Source organism: Pseudomonas nabeulensis, assembly GCF_004682045.1.
GTDB classification, from domain to species: Bacteria; Pseudomonadota; Gammaproteobacteria; order Pseudomonadales; family Pseudomonadaceae; genus Aquipseudomonas; species Aquipseudomonas nabeulensis.
In genome coordinates, this window is sequence record NZ_QUZT01000034.1 from 1 (window position 1) to 20,959 (window position 20,959).

Genomic DNA, 20,959 nt, shown 5'->3' on the forward strand with positions numbered 1-20,959 from the left:
GAAAGCCGCTCATCTGCTGTTTCCTTAACTGACTGGCATTAGGGCAAGCCCCCTCCCACATTGGATCTTTAGCGGCCGAACTGCCCCGGCCAGCCAATGACCTTCTTTGGCCTTGGCGTCGCATACGTCCGAATCTTCGACGTCGACAACCCCAACCGCACCAGCGATTCGGCAATGGTCACCGCCGCCGTCACCCCATCCACCACAGGGACACCGGTGCGTTGGCGAATCTGCTCATCCAGCCCGGCCATGCCGCCGCAACCCAGGCAGATCACCTCAGCCTTGTCTTCGCTGATGGCCAGTTCGGCCTGGCGCACGATGGCTTCCATGGCCGCCAGCGGGTCTTCTTCCAGTTCAAGCACCGCCATGCCGCTTGCCCGTACCGACGCGCAGCGCTGATACAAACCGGCCAGTTTCAAGCGGTCCTCGATCAGCGGCACAGTGCGGTCCAGCGTGGTCACCACCGAATAGGCATGGCCCAGGAACATCGCCGTGCTGGCGGCGGCTTCGGTGATGTCCACCACCGGCACATTGAGCAGTTCCTGCAAGCCTTCGCGGCCGTGCTCGCCGTAGCCAGCCTGGATCACCGCGTCGAACGGTTGGTCGTAGGCCATCACCCGGTCCATCACGGCGATGGCCGCCAGGTAGCTTTCGAAGTTGCCCTCCACCGACTCCGCGCCAAAGTAAGGTGTTAGCCCGACAATCTCGGTGCCCGGCGCCGCCACGGCCCGCGCTTGCTGGGCAATCGTGTCGGTGATGGATTCGGTGGTGTTGACGTTGACCACGAGGATACGCATGGAAGGTCCTTATTAATGACTGACGTTATCGACGGCAATGCTTTCGCCACTGACATCGGCGTAGAACGGCTGGCGCTTGGCGATCAGCAGGTACAACAGCCCCGCAATACCGGCACCAAACATCCAGGAAAACGGTGAGACGCTGGCGAAACCGGGCAGCAAGGCCAGGAGAATGGCGATCACGGCGGCGGGAATAAACGCCGCGACTGCGCGCAAATTGACCCCACGGCTGTAGTAATAAACGCCGTTCGGGTCTTCGCTATACAGCTGCAGCACGTCCACCTGGCTTTTACGGATCAGCCAGTAATCGACCATGATCACCCCGTACAACGGCCCCAGCAGTGCGCCCAGGCCAGAGAGGAAATACACGATCACCAGTGGGCTGTTATAGAGGTTCCACGGCAGGATCAGCACCGCCACGGTGGCGCTGATCAGCCCGGCGCGGCGGAAGTTCAGGTACTTGGGCGCCAGGTTGCTCAGCACAAACGCCGGTGCGACGAAGTTGGCCATGATGTTCACCGCCACGGTGACGATCAGGAAGGCCAGGCAGCCCAGCACCAGGAAGAAGGTGTTGGGGATGGCCGCGATGATCTCGGTCGGGCTCTCGATCACCCGGCCATCAAGCTGGAACTGCCCGCCGCACAGCAGCACGGTGATCGCGGCAAACACCAGGATATTCACCGGCAGGCCCCAGAAGTTGCCGACCTGGATGGTCTTGCGGCACGGCGAGGAGCGGGCAAAGTCGCAGAAGTTAAGGATCAACGTGCCGTAGATCGCCAACCACAGCGCACCGCCGGCGAAGATATTGCGCCACATCTCACCGCCGCTCAGCGGTTCGCGGATCGACCAGGCAATGTTGCCGCCGGTTTGGAAGTACATCCAACCGGCCAGCGACGCCACGGTCAGCAAGATCACCGGCCCGGCGAAGCCCTCATAGCGACGCACCATCTCCATGCCGTAAGCGAGGATCACCAGCTGCACCAGCCAGATCGCCACGAAACATGCCCAGCCGAGGGACGACAGACCCAGGATCGAGTTGTGGTCATATTCGGCAAAGCCTGGATGAATCGCCGTCAGCAACACGCGGAAAACCACCGAGGCCAGGTAGGTCTGGATACCAAACCAGGCAATCGCAATCACTGCGCGGATCAGCGCCGGAATCTGCGCGCCATGGATGCCGAAGCTGATTCGGCTGATCACCGGGAACGGTACGCCGGTCTTCTGGCCCATATAGCCCGACAGGTTCATGAAGAAGTACACCAACGCGGCGCCGATGCCGAGGGACAGCAAAATCTGCCAGCCGCCCAGGCCCAGTGCGTACAGGCCGATAGCGAAGGAATAGTTGGCGATGTTGTGCACGTCATTGGTCCACAACGCAAAGATGCTGTAGCGCCCCCAGCGCCGGCCTTCGACCTTGGTCGGCGCCAGGTCCTTGTTGTGCAGGCGCGGGCTAAGTACCAAAGGGCCGGGCCCGGTGGCCTCGGGGTTCAGGGAGGAGGGCAGATCCAGTGCGATGTTATTCGAGAGGCTTGTACGCATTCCGGCAGGCTCCAGCACATCTGCGTGCAAGCCGCGGATGGCAAAGTGTATGTAGGTTTTGTATTGATTGTATACAAAGCTCTTTTCACCTTAAGCCACATGCGTGCCAGTTTTCGATCTATGAAAACTGTGGGTAATTTCGTTTTTATCTGAGTGTTTTATAACTATATGAATTAGAACAAATATAAATTGACCGATTGAACAGGTATTTATTTTTGCTTGGGAGAAGGTTGATTAGAGAGATGAAAAGACAGGCCGGGAAAGATGTTACGTAATGGTGCGCTTGAAGAAAAACTGCACACATAAATGGCACCGATGGTTACATGTGTGTGTACATCTCTAGCGGTCACCTCATAACAAATGTGGGAGGGGCGGTGCGACGATTCGACTTGCCCCCGATAGCGGTGTGTCAGTCAGCACATGTCTCACTGAACTACCGCCATCGGGGGCAAGTCCCCTCCCACACAAGCCCATTCACATTGTTACTTCATCAGCTTCAAGCCTTGCTGATGATATTCCCCGCATGCAGCCCGCATTCCTTCTGCGTGGCTTCTTCCCACCACCAGCGGCCTTCGCGCTCATGCTGGTTCGGCAATACCGGACGGGTGCACGGCTCGCAACCGATGCTGATAAAACCGCGCTCATGCAGGCTGTTGTACGGCAGCTCCAGCATGCGGATGTAGCCCCAGATCTCTTCGCTGGTCATCTGCGCCAGGGGGTTGAACTTGTACAGCGTGCGCTCCGGCGTGGAGAACGCCGAGTCGATCTCCAGCGCCGCCACCTGGCTACGGGTGCCGGGGCTCTGGTCGCGGCGCTGGCCGGTGGCCCAGGCGCTCACGCCGGAGAGTTTGCGGCGCAACGGCTCGATCTTGCGCACGCCGCAGCATTCGCCATGGCCATCTTTGTAGAAGCTGAACAGGCCCTTCTCTTTGACGAAGGGTTCCAGCTTGCTCTGGTCCGGCGAGATCAGTTCGATGTCGATCTTGTAGAACTCACGCACCTGCTCGATAAACCGGTAGGTCTCCGGGTGCAGGCGGCCGGTGTCGAGGCTGAACACCTTGACGTTCTTGTTCAGCTTCCAGGCCATGTCCACCAGCACCACGTCCTCGGCACCGCTGAAGGAAATCCACAGGTCATCACCGAACTGGCTGAATGCCAGCTTGAGAATGTCCTGGGCGGATTTGTTGGCATAAGTCGCGGTGAGTTCAGCGACGTCGAAGGCTTGGTTCATCAGGACGGTTCCTACAAGGTCAGTGGCGCTATGCGCTCTATAGGGGGGCGATGGTATCAAAATCCGCTCTGCGTTGCGGCGGCGCGCTTGAATCGCTAGAGTTCGGCAGTCCTTTTGCTCGCTCAACCAACAACATCAACATGGGAGTGTCTTGTGGAAATTGCCTGTCTCGACCTGGAAGGGGTGCTGGTTCCGGAAATCTGGATCGCCTTCGCCGAAAAAACCGGTATTGAATCCCTGCGGGCCACCACCCGGGACATTCCCGACTATGACGTGCTGATGAAGCAGCGCCTGCGCATCCTCGACGAGCACGGGCTCAAGCTCGCCGACATCCAGACAGTCATCGCCACCCTCAAGCCGCTGGATGGCGCCATCGAGTTCGTCAACTGGCTGCGTGAGCGCTTCCAGGTGGTGATCCTCTCCGACACCTTCTACGAGTTCTCCCAGCCGCTGATGCGCCAACTGGGTTTTCCGACGCTGCTGTGCCACCGCTTGATTACTGATGAGACTGACCGGGTGGTGAGTTACCAACTGCGCCAGAAAGACCCCAAGCGTCAGTCGGTGCTGGCCTTCAAGAGCCTGTACTACCGCGTGATTGCCGCCGGTGATTCCTACAATGACACCACCATGCTGGGCGAAGCCGACCGTGGGATTCTGTTCCATGCGCCGGAGAATGTGATCCGCGAGTTCCCGCAGTTTCCGGCGGTGCATACATTTGAGGATTTGAAGCAGGAATTTATCAAGGCGTCGAATCGGGCGTTGAGCCTGTAGGTTATGTGGCGCGGCTGATGGCCTCATCGGGGGCAAGCCCCCTCCCACATTCGACCGCATTCCAAAGGATGTACTCGGTCAAGTGTGGGAGCGGGCTTGCCCGCGATGGGGCCAGTCCAAACACTACAAACCTTCCAGTGTCTCCAACAGCACCCGCACCTTCGTCAGCGACTCCTGATACTCCGCCTCCCACTCCGAGTCCGCGACGATCCCGCCGCCGCCCCAGCAGCACACCTGCCCATCCTTGACCAGCAGACTGCGGATGGCGATGGAGCTATCCATTTCGCCGCGCACGTCCAGGTACACCAGTGAGCCGCAGTACAGCCCGCGTCGCGTGGGCTCCAGTTCATCGATGATCTGCATCGCGCGGATCTTCGGTGCGCCCGTAATGGAGCCGCCGGGGAAGCTGCCGGCGATCAGGTCGAGGGCGTCCTTGTCGTCGGCCAGTTCGCCGATGACGCTGCTCACCAGGTGATGCACATTGGGGTAGCTTTCCAGGCTGAACAGCTCCGGCACGCTGACCGAGCCGGTGCGGCAGGTGCGGCCGAGGTCGTTGCGCAGCAGGTCGACGATCATCAGGTTTTCGGCGCGGTCCTTGGGGCTGGCCAGCAGTTCGGCAGCGTTGGCGGCGTCTGCCTCGGGCGTTTGACCGCGTGGACGAGTGCCCTTGATCGGGCGGGTTTCGACGCGGCCTTCGCTGATGTGCACGAAGCGCTCGGGCGACAGGCTCAACACGGCGCCGTCATCCGGCAGGCTTTGGAAGCCCGAGAACGGGGTAGGGCAGGCTTCGCGCAAGGCGCAATAGGCCATCCATGGATCACCGACGCACGGTGCACGAAAGCGCTGGGCAAAGTTGACCTGGTAGCAGTCGCCCGCCTGGATGTAGTCCTGGATGCGCACGATGGCCTGCCGGTAAGCCTCGGCGGTGAGGTCCGGGGCCATGGGGCCGTTGAGCTTGAAGCTGGACGCTGATTCAGTGGCAGGTTGATGGAACAAGGCAACCAACCGTTGGCGTTCGGCGTCGGCCAGCGCGGGGTGAAACACAAGCTGGGTGGTTTGCGCCCGGTGATCACTGACCAGCGCCCAGGCATATAACCCGAAACGTGCGTCCGGCAGATGCAAGTCATCGGCGGCCACGTTGGGCATCTGCTCAAGGTGCCGGCCAAAGTCATAACTCAGGTAACCGATCAAACCGCCGGCAAAGGGCAGTTCGTAACCCGCTGGCAAACGCGCTTCGCCCAATTGCTTGAGGTTTGCCCGCAGGCGTTGCAGGAAATCGCTGCCGCTTTCGTCCGGCAAAACCGTCAACGTCGCCTCGGGCCAAGCGCTCAGCAGGTCATAGCGCCCGCGCTCGGCAGCCGGGCGGCCGCTGTCCAGCAGCACCGCGCCGGGGGCATGGCGAATCACCGCAAAATACTCGGCGGGGTTGGCCCGGTAGGGCAGTGGATGTACAGAGCAGGTCAACATTTAGCCTTCAACCGGTGGAATATGCCCAAACATTTCCTGCACGAATTTCACCCGTTCTTCCGGAGTTTCGCTTATACCCGCCGCTTTCAACGCTTCCAACCTCGCTTCCACCGCATGGGTACGCAAGGTCAGCCCGCAATCGTTGGCAATCTGGATATTCAACCCTGGCCGCGCATTCAGCTCCAGGATCAGCGGGCCTTTTTCCTGGTCGAGCACCATGTCCACGCCGATATAGCCCAGGCCGCACAGCTCATAGCAGCCGGCCGCGAGCTTCATGAAACCATCCCAGTTGGGCAGTTGCACGCCATCCACCGCGTTGGTGGTGTCGGGGTGTTTGGTGATGATGTTGTTCAGCCAGGTGCCGCGCAGGGTCAGGCCGGTGGCCAGGTCGACCCCCACGCCAATCGCGCCCTGGTGCAGGTTGGCCTTGCCGCCGGACTGACGCGTCGGCAAGCGCAGCATGGCCATCACCGGGTAGCCCATCAGCACGATGATGCGGATATCCGGCACGCCTTCGTAGCTGATGCTCTTGAAGATCTGGTCGGGTACCACACGGTATTCGATCAGTGCGCGGTCGCGGTGGCCGCCCAGGGAATACAGGCCGGTGAGAATGCTGGAGACCTGATGCTCGATCTCTTCATGGCTGATGATCTTGCCGGACACCGTGCGATATCGTCCCTCAAAGCGGTCCGCCACCACCAGGATGCCGTCACCGCCAGCGCCCTGGGCTGGCTTGATCACGAAGTCACTGCGCCCACCGATGATCTCGTCGAGCTTGTCGATTTCCTTCTCGGTGGAGATCACCCCGTACATTTCCGGCACGTGGATGCCGGCAGCCAGGGCCCGTTCCTTGGTGATGATCTTGTCATCCACGATCGGGTACAGGCTGCGCTTGTTGTACTTGAGCACGTAGTCGGCGTTACGCCGGTTGATGCCCATGATCCCCCGCGCTTCCAGGGCCTTCCAGGTCTTCCAGAAACCGAACATTACTTATCAGCCTTCAAGAACGCCTTGAAACGCACCAGCTCGGTCAGGCGATAACCGCGATAACGACCCATGGCCAGCATGAAACCCACCAGAATCAGCAGGATCGCCGGGAAGGTAAACACGAAGTAGACCAGTTCCGGCACGCTCATGATCAGGTGCGCCAGGGACGCCGCGAACAGCGTACCAATCGCCACTTTCAGCGCATGGTTGGCGCCACGTTCTTCCCAGGTGATCGACAGGCGTTCGATGGTCATGGTCAGAATCACCATCGGGAACAGCGCTACCGACAATCCGCGCTCCAACCCCAGTTTATGGCTGAACAAGCTGATGGCCGCGATCAGCACCACCACGAAGGTCAGCACCACCGACAGCCTTGGCAGCATCTGCAATTTCAAGTGTTCAAGGTACGACCTGAGGGACAGCCCCAGCGCCGTAATCACGGTGAACAGCGCAATACCGAAGCCCAGTTGCGTCTCTCGGAACGCCAGGGCGATCAGCACCGGTGTGAACGTGCCCAGCGTCTGCAGGCCGATCAGGTTGCGCAGGATCAAAATCACCAGCACGCCAATCGGGATCATCACCATGATCATGAACGTCTGCTGGGTTTGCAGCGGCAGGCCGTACAGCGAGTATTCGAGGAAGTTGGCGTCGGTGTTTTCATCCGTCAGCTTGGCCAGGCGGATGGCGTTCATCTCGCTGTTGTTCAGACTGAAGGTCACCATGGCTTTCTTGCCGCCATCGACGGTGATCAGGTTTTCATCGCCGGTCCACCACAGCAGGCGGTCGGCCGGCAGGCCTTGTTCGCCGGTTTCCGGGTTGAAGTACAACCAGTCATTGCCATTGAAACTGCGCAGCCACAGTTCGGGTGTTTGCGGCTGGTCGGCCACCAGGCGAATGGTGTGGACCTTTTCTATCGGCACGTGGGCGATGGACAGCAGCAACTCGACGATCTTGGCCTTGTTCGGCGTGGACGGGTCGCCCGCCAGCAGCAGCTTCACGTTGTCGTCGTTGAGGTTGTTGGTGCGCTTGATGGCTTCGCCGATAAAGGTCTCGACGTCGGCCGAGTGCTGGCGGATCGGTGCCAGCAGGGCTTCGGCGGCGATTTTTTCCGGGCCGTCCACGGCGATGCTGTCGCGGAAAGTAGGGCCCTTGATCTTGGCTTTTTCGCCGCTGTAGCGCTTGGTCAACACCAGGCGGTAATACAGGGTCTGCTTGCCGGTAGCGCGGCGCGCCGACCAGGTGACCTTGCGGTTGCCATCGGTGCGGTTGACGCTCACGCCATAGTTGTTCGAGATAAAACTCTCGTTGAGGCTCACGAAGTCGCGGCTCAGCGGCGGCACGAACATCTGGATCTTTACCGGGTCTTTCGGGTTGGCGACGAACTCGACCTTGGCGTCGATATTCCACAGGTCGTCGGTGGCGTCCTCGGTGACGGGGATCCCCAGCACGAAAATCTGGTAGGCGGTGACCGAAATACCCAGTACCACCAGGATGGTGATGAGGATTTTCAGGTGCAGGGTCAGAGAGCGCATTCGGTTTACTCGGCGGTATGAGCGTCGGCGGCACAGGCGGGTTTGCCTGCTGCGTATTTAAGACTGGGGTCGACCAGCGCATCAAAGCGTTTCAGCGCTTCGGAGCCGATCAGCAGCGGGAATTGGAAAGCGCTGCGGTCAGTCAAGTTCACTTCGATGCTGCGTAAAGCAGTGCCCATGCAGATCTCCAGCGCAATGACTGGGCGGGCGGTGTAGTTCTTGTCCTCATCGGGGTCGTAGTCGCCGGCGCGGCGCTTGATCTTGCTGACGCGAGCCAGGGGGCGTTCGATGGGGTGGGAATGGGCGGTGTCGATGGCCAGGTAGAAGCGCACCCAGGATTCGCCGTTGCGCTTGAAGCGCTTGATATCACGGGCACTGAGGGAGGCAGTCTTGGCACCGGTGTCGAGTTTGGCGGCGACTTCAAGGTCGATACCGGCCAATTGGGCGTATTCGTTGAGGCCATACACGGTCTTCTCGGCGGCAATGCCAAGGCCGGGTAGCCACAGTAGGCAACACAATAAAAGGAAGGGCTTGAGTCTCATAGATCCCGAGGCGGTGCAGTGCGATGTTCAATTCAAGGCGACTGGCATTGCTGCGCAAACTCCCTCGTACGCCGTTTCATCCAATGATGTCAGGCAAAAGCGGCGGGCATTCTAACATGATGCTTTTTTGGCGCCAGCGCTGGCAGGCGGCCATGCGCTTACTGAAGGTAGATCGGGTTATTAGACGATTGTCGACAATGTTGATTTATTCTTTGACTCCTTGAGGCTTATTGGCTAGTTTTTGCGGCATTGCTTTTAAAGGTGTCGACAATATGCTGGATCAAGCGGAGGCCTTGGTGGCGGTGACAGACGAATCCCAGACCATGTCTGAGAACGTCTTCCGCCGTATCCAGGCCGCCATCGTCAAGGGTGAGATCGCCCCCGGCAGCAAGATCTCCGAGCCGGAATTGGCGCGCACCTATGGCATCAGCCGTGGCCCGTTGCGCGAGGCGATCCACCGCCTGGAAGGCCAGCGCCTGCTGGTGCGCGTGCCCCACGTAGGCGCGCGGGTCGTGTCCTTGAGCCATGCCGAGCTGATCGAACTCTACGAAATCCGCGAGTCCCTCGAAGGCATGGCCTGTCGCCTGGCCGCCGAGCGCATGACCGATGGGGAGATCGAAGAACTGCGCCAAGTGCTGCACACCCATGAGCGCGACGAAGCCTTCCAGGCCGGCCTTGGCTACTACCAGCAGGAAGGCGACTTCGATTTTCATTACCGGATAATTCAAGGCGCCGGAAACCGCACCCTGACCCAAATGCTCTGCGGCGAGCTGTACCAATTGGTGCGCATGTACCGCATCCAGTTTTCTGCCACACCCAATCGTCCACACCAGGCCTTCGCCGAGCATCACCGCATCCTCGATGCGATTGCCGACCGCGACGGTGAGCTGGCCGAACTGCTGATGCGCCGCCATATCGGCGCGTCCAAACGCAACATTGCCCGTCACTTCCCCGACGGCGCCCCTGATAGAGGTGAGTCATGAGTTCGAATAATAAAACCACGCCCGGCCAGCGTTTCCGTGACGCCGTCGCCAGCGAGCATCCCTTGCAGGTGGTCGGCGCGATCAATGCCAACCATGCGTTGCTGGCCAAGCGCGCCGGGTTCAAGGCGATTTATCTGTCGGGTGGCGGTGTCGCCGCGGGCTCCCTGGGCGTGCCGGACCTGGGCATCACCGGCCTGGATGACGTGCTCACCGACGTGCGCCGTATCACCGACGTCTGCGACCTGCCGCTGCTGGTGGACGTGGACACCGGTTTCGGCTCCTCGGCGTTCAACGTGGCGCGCACGGTCAAGTCGATGATCAAGTTCGGCGCCGCCGCGATCCATATCGAAGACCAGGTCGGCGCCAAGCGCTGCGGTCATCGCCCGAATAAAGAAATCGTGTCCCAACAGGAAATGGTCGACCGTATCAAGGCCGCCGTGGATGCGCGCACCGATGACAGCTTCGTGATCATGGCGCGTACCGACGCGCTGGCGGTCGAAGGCCTGGAGTCCGCCCTGGAACGTGCCGCCGCCTGCATCGAGGCCGGCGCCGACATGGTGTTCCCGGAAGCCATTACCGAACTTGAGATGTACAAGCTGTTCGCCTCCCGCGTGAAGGCCCCGATCCTGGCCAACATCACCGAGTTCGGCGCCACACCGCTGTACACCACCGAACAATTGAAATCGGCCGATGTTTCCATCGTGCTGTACCCGCTCTCGGCGTTCCGTGCCATGAACAAGGCAGCCGAGAACGTCTACACCGCGATCCGTCGCGACGGCACCCAACAGAACGTGATCGACACCATGCAAACCCGCATGGAGCTTTACGATCGCATCGACTACCACACCTTCGAGCAGAAGCTCGACGCGCTGTTCGCAGCCAAGAAGTAAAGAACAGCCTCCCTAATAAATTCAAGATTGGAGAACCGACATGGCTGAAGCAAAAGTACTGAGTGGTGCCGGCCTGCGTGGCCAGGTGGCCGGGCAGACCGCACTGTCCACCGTGGGCCAGGCCGGTGCCGGCCTGACTTATCGCGGCTACGACGTGCGCGAACTGGCGGCGGATGCGCATTTCGAAGAAGTGGCCTACCTGCTGCTGTACGGCGAACTGCCGACCCAAACCGAGCTGGCCGCCTACAGCGCCAAGCTGAGCAAGCTGCGCGACCTGCCCCAAGCGCTGAAAGAAGTGCTGGAGCGCATCCCGGCCGACGCCCACCCGATGGACGTGATGCGCACCGGTTGCTCGTTCCTCGGCAATATCGAGCCCGAGAAAGATTTCAGCGCCCAGCGCGACGTGACCGACCGCCTGCTCGCCGCGTTCCCAGCGATCATGTGCTACTGGTACCGCTTCAGCCACGATGGCAAAAAGATCGACTGCGTGACCGACGAGCCCACCCTCGGCGGCCACTTCCTGCACCTGCTGCACGGCAAGCAGCCGAGCGAGTTGCACGTCAAGGTGATGAACGTGTCGCTGATCCTTTATGCGGAACACGAATTCAACGCCTCGACCTTCACCGCACGTGTGTGTGCCTCGACCCTGTCCGATCTGTACTCCTGCGTCACCGCCGCCATCGGCTCGCTGCGTGGCCCGTTGCATGGCGGTGCCAACGAAGCGGCGATGGAGATGATCGAGAAGTTCTCGTCCGCCGAAGACGCCGTGGAAGGCACCCTCGGCATGCTGGCGCGCAAGGACAAGATCATGGGCTTCGGCCACGCGATCTACAAAGACAGCGACCCGCGCAATGAAGTGATCAAGGGCTGGTCGAAAAAACTCGCTGACGAAGTGGGCGACAAGGTGTTGTTCCCGGTCTCCGAGGCCATCGACAAAACCATGTGGGAGCAGAAGAAACTCTTCCCCAACGCCGACTTCTACCATGCCTCGGCGTATCACTTCATGGGTATCCCGACCAAGCTGTTCACGCCGATCTTCGTGTGTTCGCGCCTGACTGGCTGGGCCGCGCATGTGTTCGAGCAACGTGCCAACAACCGCATCATCCGTCCAAGCGCCGAGTACATCGGCGTCGAGCAGCGCAAGTTCGTGCCAATCGAACGTCGCTGAGTAAGAAGACCGCCGATCCCGAAGTGGAAACCGGATCAAATGTGGGAGGGGGCTTGCCCCCGATTGCAGTCTGTCAGTTGATATAGCAGTCACTGGACCACCGCTATCGGGGGCAAGCCCCCTCCCACACTTGGATCGCATTTCAATTCTGGATTGGTACAGGTCTTCCTTTTGCAACTACCGTGACCGAGTCCTGACGATGAACACTGAATTTCGCAAACCGCTCCCCGGCAGCCGCCTGGATTTCTTCGACGCCCGTGCGGCGGTCGAAGCGATCACCCCCGGCGCCTACGCCACGTTGCCCTATACCTCCCGCGTGCTCGCCGAGAACCTGGTGCGCCGCTGCGACCCGGCCACCCTCAATGCTTCCCTGAGCCAGTTGATCGAACGCAAGCGCGACCTCGACTTCCCGTGGTTCCCGGCCCGCGTGGTGTGCCATGACATCCTCGGCCAGACCGCCCTGGTCGACCTCGCCGGCCTGCGTGACGCCATCGCCCAGCAAGGCGGTGACCCGGCCCAGGTCAACCCGGTGGTGCCGACCCAACTGATCGTCGATCACTCCCTGGCCGTCGAAGCCGGTGGTTTCGACCCCCAGGCATTCGAGAAAAACCGCGCCATCGAAGACCGTCGCAACGAAGACCGTTTCCACTTTATCGAGTGGACCAAAAAGGCCTTCAAGAACGTCGACGTGATCCCGCCGGGCAACGGCATCATGCACCAGATCAACCTGGAGAAAATGTCCCCGGTGATCCAGGTGCGTGACGGTGTGGCCTTCCCCGATACCTGCGTCGGCACCGACAGCCACACCCCCCACGTGGACGCGTTGGGCGTGATCGCCATTGGCGTCGGCGGCCTTGAAGCCGAGAGCGTGATGCTCGGCCGCGCCTCGTGGATGCGCCTGCCGGAAAGCGTCGGCGTGGAGCTGACCGGCAAGCTGCAACCGGGCATCACCGCCACCGATATGGTGCTGGCGCTCACCGAGTTCCTGCGCAAGCAAAAAGTGGTCGGCGCGTGGCTGGAGTTCTTCGGCGAAGGCGCATCGGCATTGACCCTGGGCGACCGCGCAACCATCTCCAACATGGCCCCGGAATACGGCGCCACCGCTGCGATGTTTTACATCGATCAGCAAACCATTGCGTACCTGAAACTCACCGGCCGCGAAGACGAACAAGTCACCCTGGTGGAGCAATACGCCCGTCACACCGGCCTGTGGGCCGATGACCTCAAGGGCGCGCAATACGAGCGCGGCCTGAGTTTCGACCTGTCCAGTGTCGTGCGCAACATGGCAGGCCCGAGCAACCCTCACGCCCGCGTGGCGACCAGCGACCTGGCGTCGAAAGGCATCAGCGGCCAGTGGGAAGAAGTGCCCGGCCAAATGCCTGACGGCGCGGTGATCATCGCGGCCATCACCAGTTGCACCAATACCAGCAACCCGCGCAACGTGATTGCCGCCGGCCTCTTGGCGCGCAATGCCAACAAGCTGGGGCTGGAGCGCAAGCCGTGGGTCAAGTCCTCGTTGGCGCCGGGTTCGAAAACCGTGGCCATGTACCTCGAAGACGCCGGCCTGGACCATGAGCTGGAAAAACTCGGCTTCGGCGTTGTGGCGTTCGCCTGCACCACCTGCAATGGCATGTCCGGCGCGCTGGACCCGGTGATCCAGCAAGAGATCATCGACCGCGACCTGTACGCCACTGCCGTGCTGTCGGGTAACCGCAACTTCGACGGGCGCATTCACCCGTACGCCAAGCAAGCGTTCCTCGCCTCGCCGCCGCTGGTGGTGGCTTACGCGATTGCTGGCACCATCCGTTTCGACATCGAAAAGGACGTGTTGGGCCTGGACGCCAACGGCAAGGAAATCCGCCTGCAAGACATCTGGCCAAGCGACGAAGAGATCGACGCCGTGGTAGCGGCCTCGGTCAAACCGGAGCAGTTCCGCAAGGTGTATATCCCGATGTTCGCCATCCACGAAGACACCGGCCCGAAGGTGGCGCCGCTGTACGAGTGGCGCCCGCAAAGCACCTATATCCGCCGTCCGCCGTACTGGGAAGGCGCACTGGCCGGTGCGCGCCCACTCAAGGGCATGCGCCCGCTGGCGGTGCTGCCGGACAACATCACCACCGATCACCTGTCGCCGTCCAACGCGATCATGCTCGACAGCGCCGCTGGCGAATACCTGGCGAAAATGGGCCTGCCGGAAGTCGACTTCAACTCCTACGCGACGCACCGCGGCGACCACCTGACCGCGCAGCGTGCCACCTTCGCCAACCCGAAACTGTTCAACGAAATGGTGGTGGAAAACGGCAAGGTCAAGCAGGGTTCCCTGGCGCGCATCGAGCCCGAAGGGCAGGTCACGCGGATGTGGGAAGCCATCGAAACCTACATGGACCGCAAGCAGCCGCTGATCATTATTGCCGGCGCGGATTACGGCCAGGGCTCGTCCCGCGACTGGGCGGCCAAGGGCGTGCGCCTGGCCGGTGTGGAAGCGATTGCCGCTGAAGGGTTCGAGCGCATCCACCGTACCAACCTGGTGGGCATGGGCGTGTTGCCGCTGGAGTTCCTGCCGGGCACCGACCGTCACACCTTGAACATCGACGGCAGTGAAACCTATGACGTGGTGGGCGAGCGCACCCCGCGTGCGCAACTGACCCTGGTGATCAACCGCAAGAATGGCGAACGTGTCGAAGTGCCGGTGACCTGCCGCCTGGACACCGCCGAAGAAGTGTCGATCTACGAGGCGGGCGGCGTGTTGCAACGTTTTGCCCAGGACTTCCTGGAATCGGCGGCGACGGCTTAAGAGGACGACCATGGCACACGTAGCGCAAATCAAGATCCCCGCCACCTACATGCGTGGCGGCACCAGCAAGGGCGTGTTTTTCAGCCTCACCGACCTGCCCGCATCGGCGCAGGTGCCGGGCGCCGCGCGCGACGCCCTGTTGCTGCGGGTGATCGGCAGCCCCGACCCCTACGACAAGCAAATCGACGGCATGGGCGGCGCCACGTCCAGCACCAGCAAAACCGTGATCCTGGCCAAGAGCACCCGCGCCGAGCATGACGTGGACTACCTGTTCGGCCAGGTCTCCATCGACAAGCCGTTCGTGGACTGGAGCGGCAACTGCGGCAACCTGTCGGCGGCAGTCGGCTCGTTCGCCGTCAGCGCCGGGCTGGTAGACCCCAGCCGCGTGCCCCACAACGGCGTGGCCGTGGTGCGCGTGTGGCAGGCCAATATCGGCAAGACCATCATCGCCCACGTGCCGATCACCGACGGCGCGGTGCAGGAAACCGGCGACTTCGAACTGGACGGCGTGACCTTTCCAGCGGCCGAAGTGCAGTTGGAGTTCATGGACCCGGCGGCGGAAGAAGAGGGCGGCGGCGGTTCGATGTTTCCCACCGGCAACCTGGTGGACGACCTGGAAGTGCCCGGTGTCGGCACCTTCAAGGCCACGCTGATCAACGCCGGCATCCCGACCATCTTCATCAACGCCGAAGACCTCGGCTACACCGGCACCGAGCTGCAAGGCGCAATCAACAGCGACCCGAAAGCCCTGGCGATGTTCGAAACCGTGCGGGCCTACGGCGCATTGCGCATGGGTTTGATCAAACACCTGGACGAAGCCGCCCAGCGCCAGCACACGCCGAAAGTGGCGTTCGTGGCCAAGCCTGCGGATTACGTGGCGTCCAGCGGCAAGGCGATCAAGGCGGGTGATGTCGACCTGCTGGTGCGTGCACTGTCCATGGGCAAGCTGCACCACGCGATGATGGGCACGGCGGCGGTGGCGATTGGCACGGCGGCGGCGATTTCCGGCACGTTGGTCAACCTGGCGGCCGGGGGTGTGGAGCGCAACGCGGTGCGCTTCGGGCATCCGTCCGGCATGTTGCGCGTGGGTGCCGAAGCCAGTGAGGTGAACGGTGAATGGGTGGTGAAGAAAGCCATCATGAGCCGCAGTGCGCGGGTGCTGATGGAAGGTTTCGTGCGCATTCCCGGCGACGCTTTCTAAAGGTCACCCTCTATCCAATGTGGGAGGGGGCTTGCCCCCGATTGCAGTCTGTCAGTTGATATAGCAGTCACTGGACCACCGCTATCGGGGGCAAGCCCCCTCCCACATGGGATCTTTATTCCAAGGCAGGCATTGAAGACCTGTCACCTAAAAACCGTGAGCCCGAGGATTACCCCAACCCTTTTTTGGAGCACTGCCATGAGCGCCAACGTCGACCAGAACAACCGCCCCGACTACGACCCGGTGTTGCAGGACATCGCCGATTACGTCCTCAACTACTGCATCGACTCCCCGGCCGCCCTCGACACCGCCCGCAACTGCCTGATGGACACCCTGGGTTGCGGCCTGCTGGCCCTGCGCTTTCCTGAGTGCACCAAGCACCTGGGGCCGATGGTCGAGGGCACGGTGGTGCCGTTCGGCGCGCGCGTGCCGGGCACCTCGTTCCGCCTGGACCCGGTCAAGGCCGCGTGGGACATCGGTTGCATCGTGCGCTGGCTCGACTACAACGACACCTGGCTCGCCGCCGAATGGGGCCACCCTTCGGATAACCTCGGCGGCATCCTTGCCGTGGCCGATCACCTGTCGCAAAAACGCGTGGCCAATGGCGACGCGCCGCTGACCGTCCGCGCCGTGCTGGAAGCGATGATCATGGCCCATGAGATCCAGGGCGTAATTGCCTTGGAGAACTCCTTCAACCGCGTCGGCCTCGACCATGTGCTGTTGGTGAAAGTCGCCTCCACGGCGGTCACCGCCAAACTGATGGGCGCCAGCCGTGAGCAGTTGCTGGCGGCGTTGTCCCATGCGTTTGTCGATGGGCAGGCGTTGCGCACTTATCGCCATGCACCGAATGCCGGCTCACGCAAATCCTGGGCGGCAGGGGATGCGTCCAGTCGTGGCGTGCGCCTGGCGGATATCGCCATGCGTGGCGAGATGGGCATTCCCGGCGTTTTAAGCGCGCCGCAATGGGGGTTCTACGACGTGCTGTTCAGCCACACCAACAAAGACCTGGCGCTCAAACCCGAAGACCAGCGCACGTTCAGACTGTCCCAGCCCTATGGCACCTATGTGATGGAAAACGTGCTGTTCAAGATCAGCTTCCCCGCCGAGTTCCACGCGCAAACCGCCTGCGAAGCGGCGGTGGCCTTGCACCCGCTGGTGAAAGACCGCCTGCATGACATCGAGCGCATCGTGATCACCACCCATGAGTCGGCGATTCGCATCATCTCCAAGGTCGGCCAACTGGCCAACGCTGCCGACCGTGATCACTGCCTGCAATACATGACCGCCGTGCCCTTGGCCTTCGGCAACCTCGTGGCTGAGCAATACGAGGATGAGTTCCACGCGGCCCATCCGATCATCGACGAACTGCGCGACAAGATGGTCATCGTTGAAGACCCGCGCTACAGCCGTGAATACCTGGAAGCGGACAAGCGCTCCATCGCCAATGCGGTGCAGGTGTTCTTCAACGACGGCTCCAGCACCGAGCCAGTGGCGGTGGAATACCCGATCGGCCACCGCCGTCGCCGGGTGGAGGGTATTCCGTTGCTGGAAGACAAGTTCAAGGCCAACCTGGCTACGCGGTTTACCGCGCAGCGCAGTGGGGAGATTTTGGCGTTGTGCAAGGATCAGGAGCGGCTTGAGGCAACCCCGGTCAATCGGTTCGTCGACCTGTTCGTGATCTAAAAACCACTGGAGATCAACTGTGGGAGGGGGCTTGCCCCCGATGGCGATATGTCAGTACTTGATGTATTGGCTGACACACTGCTATCGGGGGCAAGCCCCCTCCCACATTTGGTTTTACATACTGCCCTCAACATCCTCCAGGCTGAATGTCTCAGTGTGGTCGTCATACGAGAAAATCTCCGCATACCGTCCCCACGCCACCACGCTTTCCAGGGTCTTCTCCACGAACGCCTCGGTCATCGAGTCTTCCAGTTCCTGCTCGAAGCGCACCCGTGGCGCCCGATGCCCGCTGCGTTCCAGCAGCACCTGGTGAATGCGCGCCGCCAGCGGCACATGCTGGATCAAATGCTCGGCGAACAGCGTCTTGCGTTCCTGGGTGCCGTAGTCAGCGAACAGCTTGCCCGCATCGGTGAGGGTAATGTCGGCACCCTTGAGTTCGGCGAAACCCAAGTGCTCAAGCATCTCGGCCACCGGAAACAGGTCGTCCACTTCCAGCAGGCGCCGTTCGGCCACGTCCGGCAAACCGGCGTGGCCGTTATACGGCTCGGCCGCGAGGGTTTCGATCAGGCCGGCCATCAGGTTGGTGGAGACTTCCGGCAGCAGGCTGCCCATTTTCAACTCGGGTTTGCCGGCGTTGGCATCGGCGCTGCGCCGGTCGGTCATCAGCGCATAGATGTCATCGACCATTTGCCGGAACGTCGGGTCCAGGCGGTTGCGCGGGTGGGCAAACGGCACCTTGATTTCGGCAACCACGCGACCGGGATTGGACGACAGCACCAGGATACGGTCGCACATCAGCACCGCTTCTTCGATGTTGTGAGTCACGATCAGGATCGACTTGATCGGCAATTGCTTGCCGCTCCACAAATCCAGCAGGTCGGTGCGCAGGGTTTCGGCGGTGAGCACGTCGAGGGCGGAGAACGGTTCGTCCATCAGCAGCAAGGTCGGGTTGACCACCAGCCCACGGGCGAAACCCACGCGTTGGCGCATGCCGCCGGACAGTTCGCGCGGGTAGGCGTTTTCAAACCCGTCCAGGCCGATCAGGTCGATGGCGGCCAGGGCGCGGCGGCGGGCTTCCTTGCGTTCGACCTGCAAGGCTTGCAGGCCGGCTTCGACGTTTTCCAGCACGGTCAGCCAGGGGAACAAGGCAAAGGTCTGGAACACCATGGCCACACCTTCCGCCGGGCCGGTCAGCGGTTGGCCGTGGTAAAGCACATCGCCCGAAGACGGCTGGATCAGCCCGGCGATGATGCGCAGCAAGGTCGACTTGCCGGAGCCAGAGCGGCCGAGCATGCCGACGATCTCGCCTTCGCGCAGGCTCAGGTCGACGCCGCTGAGCACTTGCAACTCGTCCTTGCCCTTGCCGAACACGCGGTTGACGTTTTTCAGCGCGTAGATTTGCGGGGTGTCGGCGGTGTGTTCGGTGTAGGTGGTCATCGCGGCAGGTCCCCTCAATTCAGACGCAGTTTGTTTTCAGCCAGGGCGTACATCGGGCGCCAGACCGCACGGTTGAACGCCACCACAAAGATCGACATCACCACCACGCCCAGGGCGATTTTGGGGAAGTCGCCCGCGGCGGTGGTCTGCGCGATGTAGGCCCCCAGGCCGTGGGCAGCCACGGTGTCCTGGCCCCATGACACGTATTCGGAGACGATGCTGGCGTTCCACGCACCGCCCGACGCGGTGATCGCACCGGTGACGTAGTACGGGAAGATTCCCGGCAGCATCACCTTGCGCCACCACAGCCAGCCGCGAATGCGGAAGTTGGCGGCGGCTTCCTTGAAGTCGTTGGGAAACGCGCTGGCGCCGGCCACCACGTTGAACAGGATGTACCACTGGGTGCCCAGCACGATCAGCGGGCTTAGCCAGATATCCGGGTTGAGGTGGTAGTGCAGGATCACGATCACGAACACGGGAAACAGCAGGTTGGCCGGGAACGCCGCGAGGAACTGCGCCAATGGCTGGATTTTCTCCGCCAATTTTGGACGCAGGCCGATCATCACCCCCAGCGGCACCCAGATCAGCGACGCGATCAGGATCAGCCCGGCCACCCGCAGCAGGGTAATCAGCCCCAGCACAAACACATGGCCGACTTCGGCAAGGCCTACTTCGGTGCCGACATACAGCACGATGTGGTACAGCGCATAGGCGGCCATCAAGGCAATCAGCGTGCCCCAGGCCCAATCGATCACCTTCGAGGCGCCCGGAGTTTCCACCGGCAAGGCCTTGAACACAGTGCTGGTGAGGCTAAAGCGTTTATTGCCGATGCGGCTGAAGGTGCGGGTGATCGGGCGCAGGATGCGCTGCACGATACGGGTGCGCTGGATCAGGTTCAGCACCCAGGACTGCGGCGCCGCACCCTGGGACGCGGTGGTTTCCATGCGAAATTTATCCGCCCAGGCCACCAGCGGGCGGAACAGGAACTGGTCGTAGATCAGGATCACCGCGATCATCGCCAGGATCACGTAGCCCACGGCGTGCAGGTCTTTTTGCGCAATGGCCAGGGCCAGGTACGAACCCACGCCGGGCAAGGTGATGGTTTTGTCACCCACGGTAATGGCTTCGGACGCGACCACGAAGAACCAGCCACCGGACATGCTCATCATCATGTTCCACACCAGGCCGGGCATGGCGAAGGGCACGTCGAGTTTCCAGAACTTCTGCCAGCCGGACAGGCGCAGGTTGGTGGACACTTCCACCAAGTCATGGGGCAGCATGCGCAGCGACTGGTAGAAGCTGAACGTCATGTTCCAGGCCTGGCTGGTGAAGATCGCAAAGATCGCCGCGAACTCGGCACCGAGCACGCGCCCAGGGAAGAGTAAAAGGAAGAAGGTCACGGTAAACGAGATGTAACCGAGCACCGGCACCGATTGCAGGATATCGAGCACCGGCACCAGCAGTTTTTCGGCGCGCCGACTTTTGGCCGCCAGGGTGCCGTAGAGCAGGGTGAACACCAGCGCCGCCACCATTGCCGCGAGCATGCGCAAGGTGGTGCGCATTGCGTATTCCGGCAGGTTGGCCGGGTCGAGGGAGATGATTTCACTCTGCAAGGTATCGATGGGCGCCCAGGTTTCCCGGGCGGTCATCGAAAAGAACAACAGGAAGCCGATCACCAGCGGCAGGGCGACCAGGTCCCAGCGGTTGGGCAGCAGGCGCAGCGTGGACGCCGGGAGGTAGTGGCGGAACACTTTGTTCATAGGCAGTCTTTCCTGCAGCGTTCAGGCAGAGGGGCCGGTGGGTGAGAGCTTAGCTTCTGCACGAATGCCCCACCGAGGATGGGCGGGCGCTGTTTTCGTGCGTCAGGGACATCGAGAGGATGTAGGCGGGATTGTACGTTTCTGAATGTTACAAGGGCGTAAATTTGCTGTCAGTTA

General features: G+C 61.5%; 16 protein-coding genes. 7 read left to right on the forward strand and 9 right to left on the reverse strand.

All coding sequences use genetic code 11. The features are described from left to right. Window positions 1–68: 68 nt before the first annotated feature. The 3 genes from DYL61_RS18030 to DYL61_RS18040 form a co-directional block, all read right to left on the reverse strand. Entirely contained in the window at window positions 69–797 is a 729-nt protein-coding gene (locus tag DYL61_RS18030; RefSeq protein ID WP_135309449.1) for an aspartate/glutamate racemase family protein, read from the reverse strand. Window positions 798–809: 12 nt separating this feature from the next. Continuing rightward, complete coding sequence (locus DYL61_RS18035; RefSeq protein WP_135309450.1) at window positions 810–2,336, reverse strand: NCS1 family nucleobase:cation symporter-1; 1,527 nt, start codon at window positions 2,334–2,336, stop codon at window positions 810–812. Window positions 2,337–2,832: 496 nt separating this feature from the next. Then, on the reverse strand, window positions 2,833–3,567 hold the full coding sequence (locus DYL61_RS18040) for a phosphoadenylyl-sulfate reductase (RefSeq protein WP_135309451.1): 735 nt from the start codon (window positions 3,565–3,567) through the stop codon (window positions 2,833–2,835). Window positions 3,568–3,720: 153 nt separating this feature from the next. On the opposite strand from DYL61_RS18040, the gene thrH reads away from it, so the two are divergent. After that, window positions 3,721–4,338 (forward strand): bifunctional phosphoserine phosphatase/homoserine phosphotransferase ThrH, encoded by a 618-nt coding sequence (gene thrH / locus DYL61_RS18045; RefSeq protein ID WP_135309452.1) that lies wholly within the window; start codon window positions 3,721–3,723, stop codon window positions 4,336–4,338. Window positions 4,339–4,461: 123 nt separating this feature from the next. Here the strand turns inward: thrH and pabB are convergent, their stop codons facing one another. Genes pabB through rloA form a run of 4 tightly spaced genes read right to left on the reverse strand, consistent with a single transcriptional unit; the run spans window position 4,462 to window position 8,866 of the window. Next, a complete protein-coding gene (pabB, locus tag DYL61_RS18050) occupies window positions 4,462–5,805 on the reverse strand; it encodes an aminodeoxychorismate synthase component I (protein ID WP_135309453.1) in 1,344 nt (447 codons plus the stop codon). Then, window positions 5,806–6,792 carry an alpha-L-glutamate ligase-like protein gene (locus tag DYL61_RS18055; protein ID WP_135309454.1) on the reverse strand — a complete coding sequence of 329 codons (987 nt, stop codon included), beginning with the start codon at window positions 6,790–6,792 and terminating at the stop codon, window positions 5,806–5,808. Further along, entirely contained in the window at window positions 6,792–8,324 is a 1,533-nt protein-coding gene (rloB, locus tag DYL61_RS18060; RefSeq protein ID WP_135309455.1) for an osmotic stress tolerance membrane protein RloB, read from the reverse strand. The genes DYL61_RS18055 and rloB overlap by 1 nt, the downstream gene beginning before the upstream one ends. A gap of 5 nt (window positions 8,325–8,329) precedes the next feature. Continuing rightward, window positions 8,330–8,866 carry a retropepsin-like aspartic peptidase RloA gene (rloA, locus tag DYL61_RS18065; protein ID WP_105697600.1) on the reverse strand — a complete coding sequence of 179 codons (537 nt, stop codon included), beginning with the start codon at window positions 8,864–8,866 and terminating at the stop codon, window positions 8,330–8,332. A gap of 272 nt (window positions 8,867–9,138) precedes the next feature. Between rloA and DYL61_RS18070 the strand changes: the two genes are divergently transcribed. The 6 genes from DYL61_RS18070 to prpD all read left to right on the forward strand — a co-directional run bounded on the left by DYL61_RS18070 (window position 9,139) and on the right by prpD (window position 17,585). Continuing rightward, window positions 9,139–9,849, forward strand: a complete 711-nt coding sequence (locus DYL61_RS18070; protein ID WP_135309456.1) for a GntR family transcriptional regulator — start codon at window positions 9,139–9,141, stop codon at window positions 9,847–9,849. Next, a complete protein-coding gene (gene prpB, locus DYL61_RS18075) occupies window positions 9,846–10,739 on the forward strand; it encodes a methylisocitrate lyase (RefSeq protein ID WP_021491517.1) in 894 nt (297 codons plus the stop codon). Before DYL61_RS18070 ends, prpB begins: the two co-directional genes overlap by 4 nt. 40 nt (window positions 10,740–10,779) lie before the next feature. Continuing rightward, window positions 10,780–11,907: a bifunctional 2-methylcitrate synthase/citrate synthase gene (gene prpC, locus DYL61_RS18080; protein WP_135309457.1), complete on the forward strand. Its 1,128-nt coding sequence runs from the start codon at window positions 10,780–10,782 to the stop codon at window positions 11,905–11,907. Window positions 11,908–12,106: 199 nt separating this feature from the next. Then, entirely contained in the window at window positions 12,107–14,701 is a 2,595-nt protein-coding gene (gene acnD, locus DYL61_RS18085) for a Fe/S-dependent 2-methylisocitrate dehydratase AcnD (RefSeq protein ID WP_135309458.1), read from the forward strand. Between the two features lie 10 nt (window positions 14,702–14,711). Then, the gene (gene prpF, locus DYL61_RS18090) at window positions 14,712–15,902 is read left to right on the forward strand and encodes a 2-methylaconitate cis-trans isomerase PrpF (RefSeq protein ID WP_135309459.1); all 1,191 of its coding nucleotides are present in this window, start codon (window positions 14,712–14,714) and stop codon (window positions 15,900–15,902) included. A gap of 198 nt (window positions 15,903–16,100) precedes the next feature. Beyond that, a complete protein-coding gene (gene prpD / locus DYL61_RS18095) occupies window positions 16,101–17,585 on the forward strand; it encodes a 2-methylcitrate dehydratase (protein WP_135309460.1) in 1,485 nt (494 codons plus the stop codon). A gap of 114 nt (window positions 17,586–17,699) precedes the next feature. Here the strand turns inward: prpD and DYL61_RS18100 are convergent, their stop codons facing one another. Together DYL61_RS18100 and DYL61_RS18105 are read right to left on the reverse strand one after the other, a co-directional pair. Further along, entirely contained in the window at window positions 17,700–19,022 is a 1,323-nt protein-coding gene (locus DYL61_RS18100; RefSeq protein ID WP_135309461.1) for an ABC transporter ATP-binding protein, read from the reverse strand. A gap of 14 nt (window positions 19,023–19,036) precedes the next feature. Then, window positions 19,037–20,782, reverse strand: coding sequence for an ABC transporter permease (locus DYL61_RS18105; protein ID WP_135309462.1), 1,746 nt, complete (start codon window positions 20,780–20,782; stop codon window positions 19,037–19,039). Window positions 20,783–20,959 lie beyond the last annotated feature (177 nt).

Bases quoted from the DNA above. Each gene is read 5' to 3' on its own strand.
- DYL61_RS18030 (WP_135309449.1), bottom strand. From the start codon at position 797: ATGCGTATCCTCGTGGTCAACGTCAACACCACCGAATCCATCACCGAC.
- DYL61_RS18035 (WP_135309450.1), bottom strand. From the start codon at position 2,336: ATGCGTACAAGCCTCTCGAATAACATCGCACTGGATCTGCCCTCCTCC.
- DYL61_RS18040 (WP_135309451.1), bottom strand. From the start codon at position 3,567: ATGAACCAAGCCTTCGACGTCGCTGAACTCACCGCGACTTATGCCAAC.
- pabB (WP_135309453.1), bottom strand. From the start codon at position 5,805: ATGTTGACCTGCTCTGTACATCCACTGCCCTACCGGGCCAACCCCGCC.
- DYL61_RS18055 (WP_135309454.1), bottom strand. From the start codon at position 6,792: ATGTTCGGTTTCTGGAAGACCTGGAAGGCCCTGGAAGCGCGGGGGATC.
- rloB (WP_135309455.1), bottom strand. From the start codon at position 8,324: ATGCGCTCTCTGACCCTGCACCTGAAAATCCTCATCACCATCCTGGTG.
- rloA (WP_105697600.1), bottom strand. From the start codon at position 8,866: ATGAGACTCAAGCCCTTCCTTTTATTGTGTTGCCTACTGTGGCTACCC.
- DYL61_RS18070 (WP_135309456.1), top strand. From the start codon at position 9,139: ATGCTGGATCAAGCGGAGGCCTTGGTGGCGGTGACAGACGAATCCCAG.
- prpB (WP_021491517.1), top strand. From the start codon at position 9,846: ATGAGTTCGAATAATAAAACCACGCCCGGCCAGCGTTTCCGTGACGCC.
- prpC (WP_135309457.1), top strand. From the start codon at position 10,780: ATGGCTGAAGCAAAAGTACTGAGTGGTGCCGGCCTGCGTGGCCAGGTG.
- acnD (WP_135309458.1), top strand. From the start codon at position 12,107: ATGAACACTGAATTTCGCAAACCGCTCCCCGGCAGCCGCCTGGATTTC.
- prpF (WP_135309459.1), top strand. From the start codon at position 14,712: ATGGCACACGTAGCGCAAATCAAGATCCCCGCCACCTACATGCGTGGC.
- prpD (WP_135309460.1), top strand. From the start codon at position 16,101: ATGAGCGCCAACGTCGACCAGAACAACCGCCCCGACTACGACCCGGTG.
- DYL61_RS18100 (WP_135309461.1), bottom strand. From the start codon at position 19,022: ATGACCACCTACACCGAACACACCGCCGACACCCCGCAAATCTACGCG.
- DYL61_RS18105 (WP_135309462.1), bottom strand. From the start codon at position 20,782: ATGAACAAAGTGTTCCGCCACTACCTCCCGGCGTCCACGCTGCGCCTG.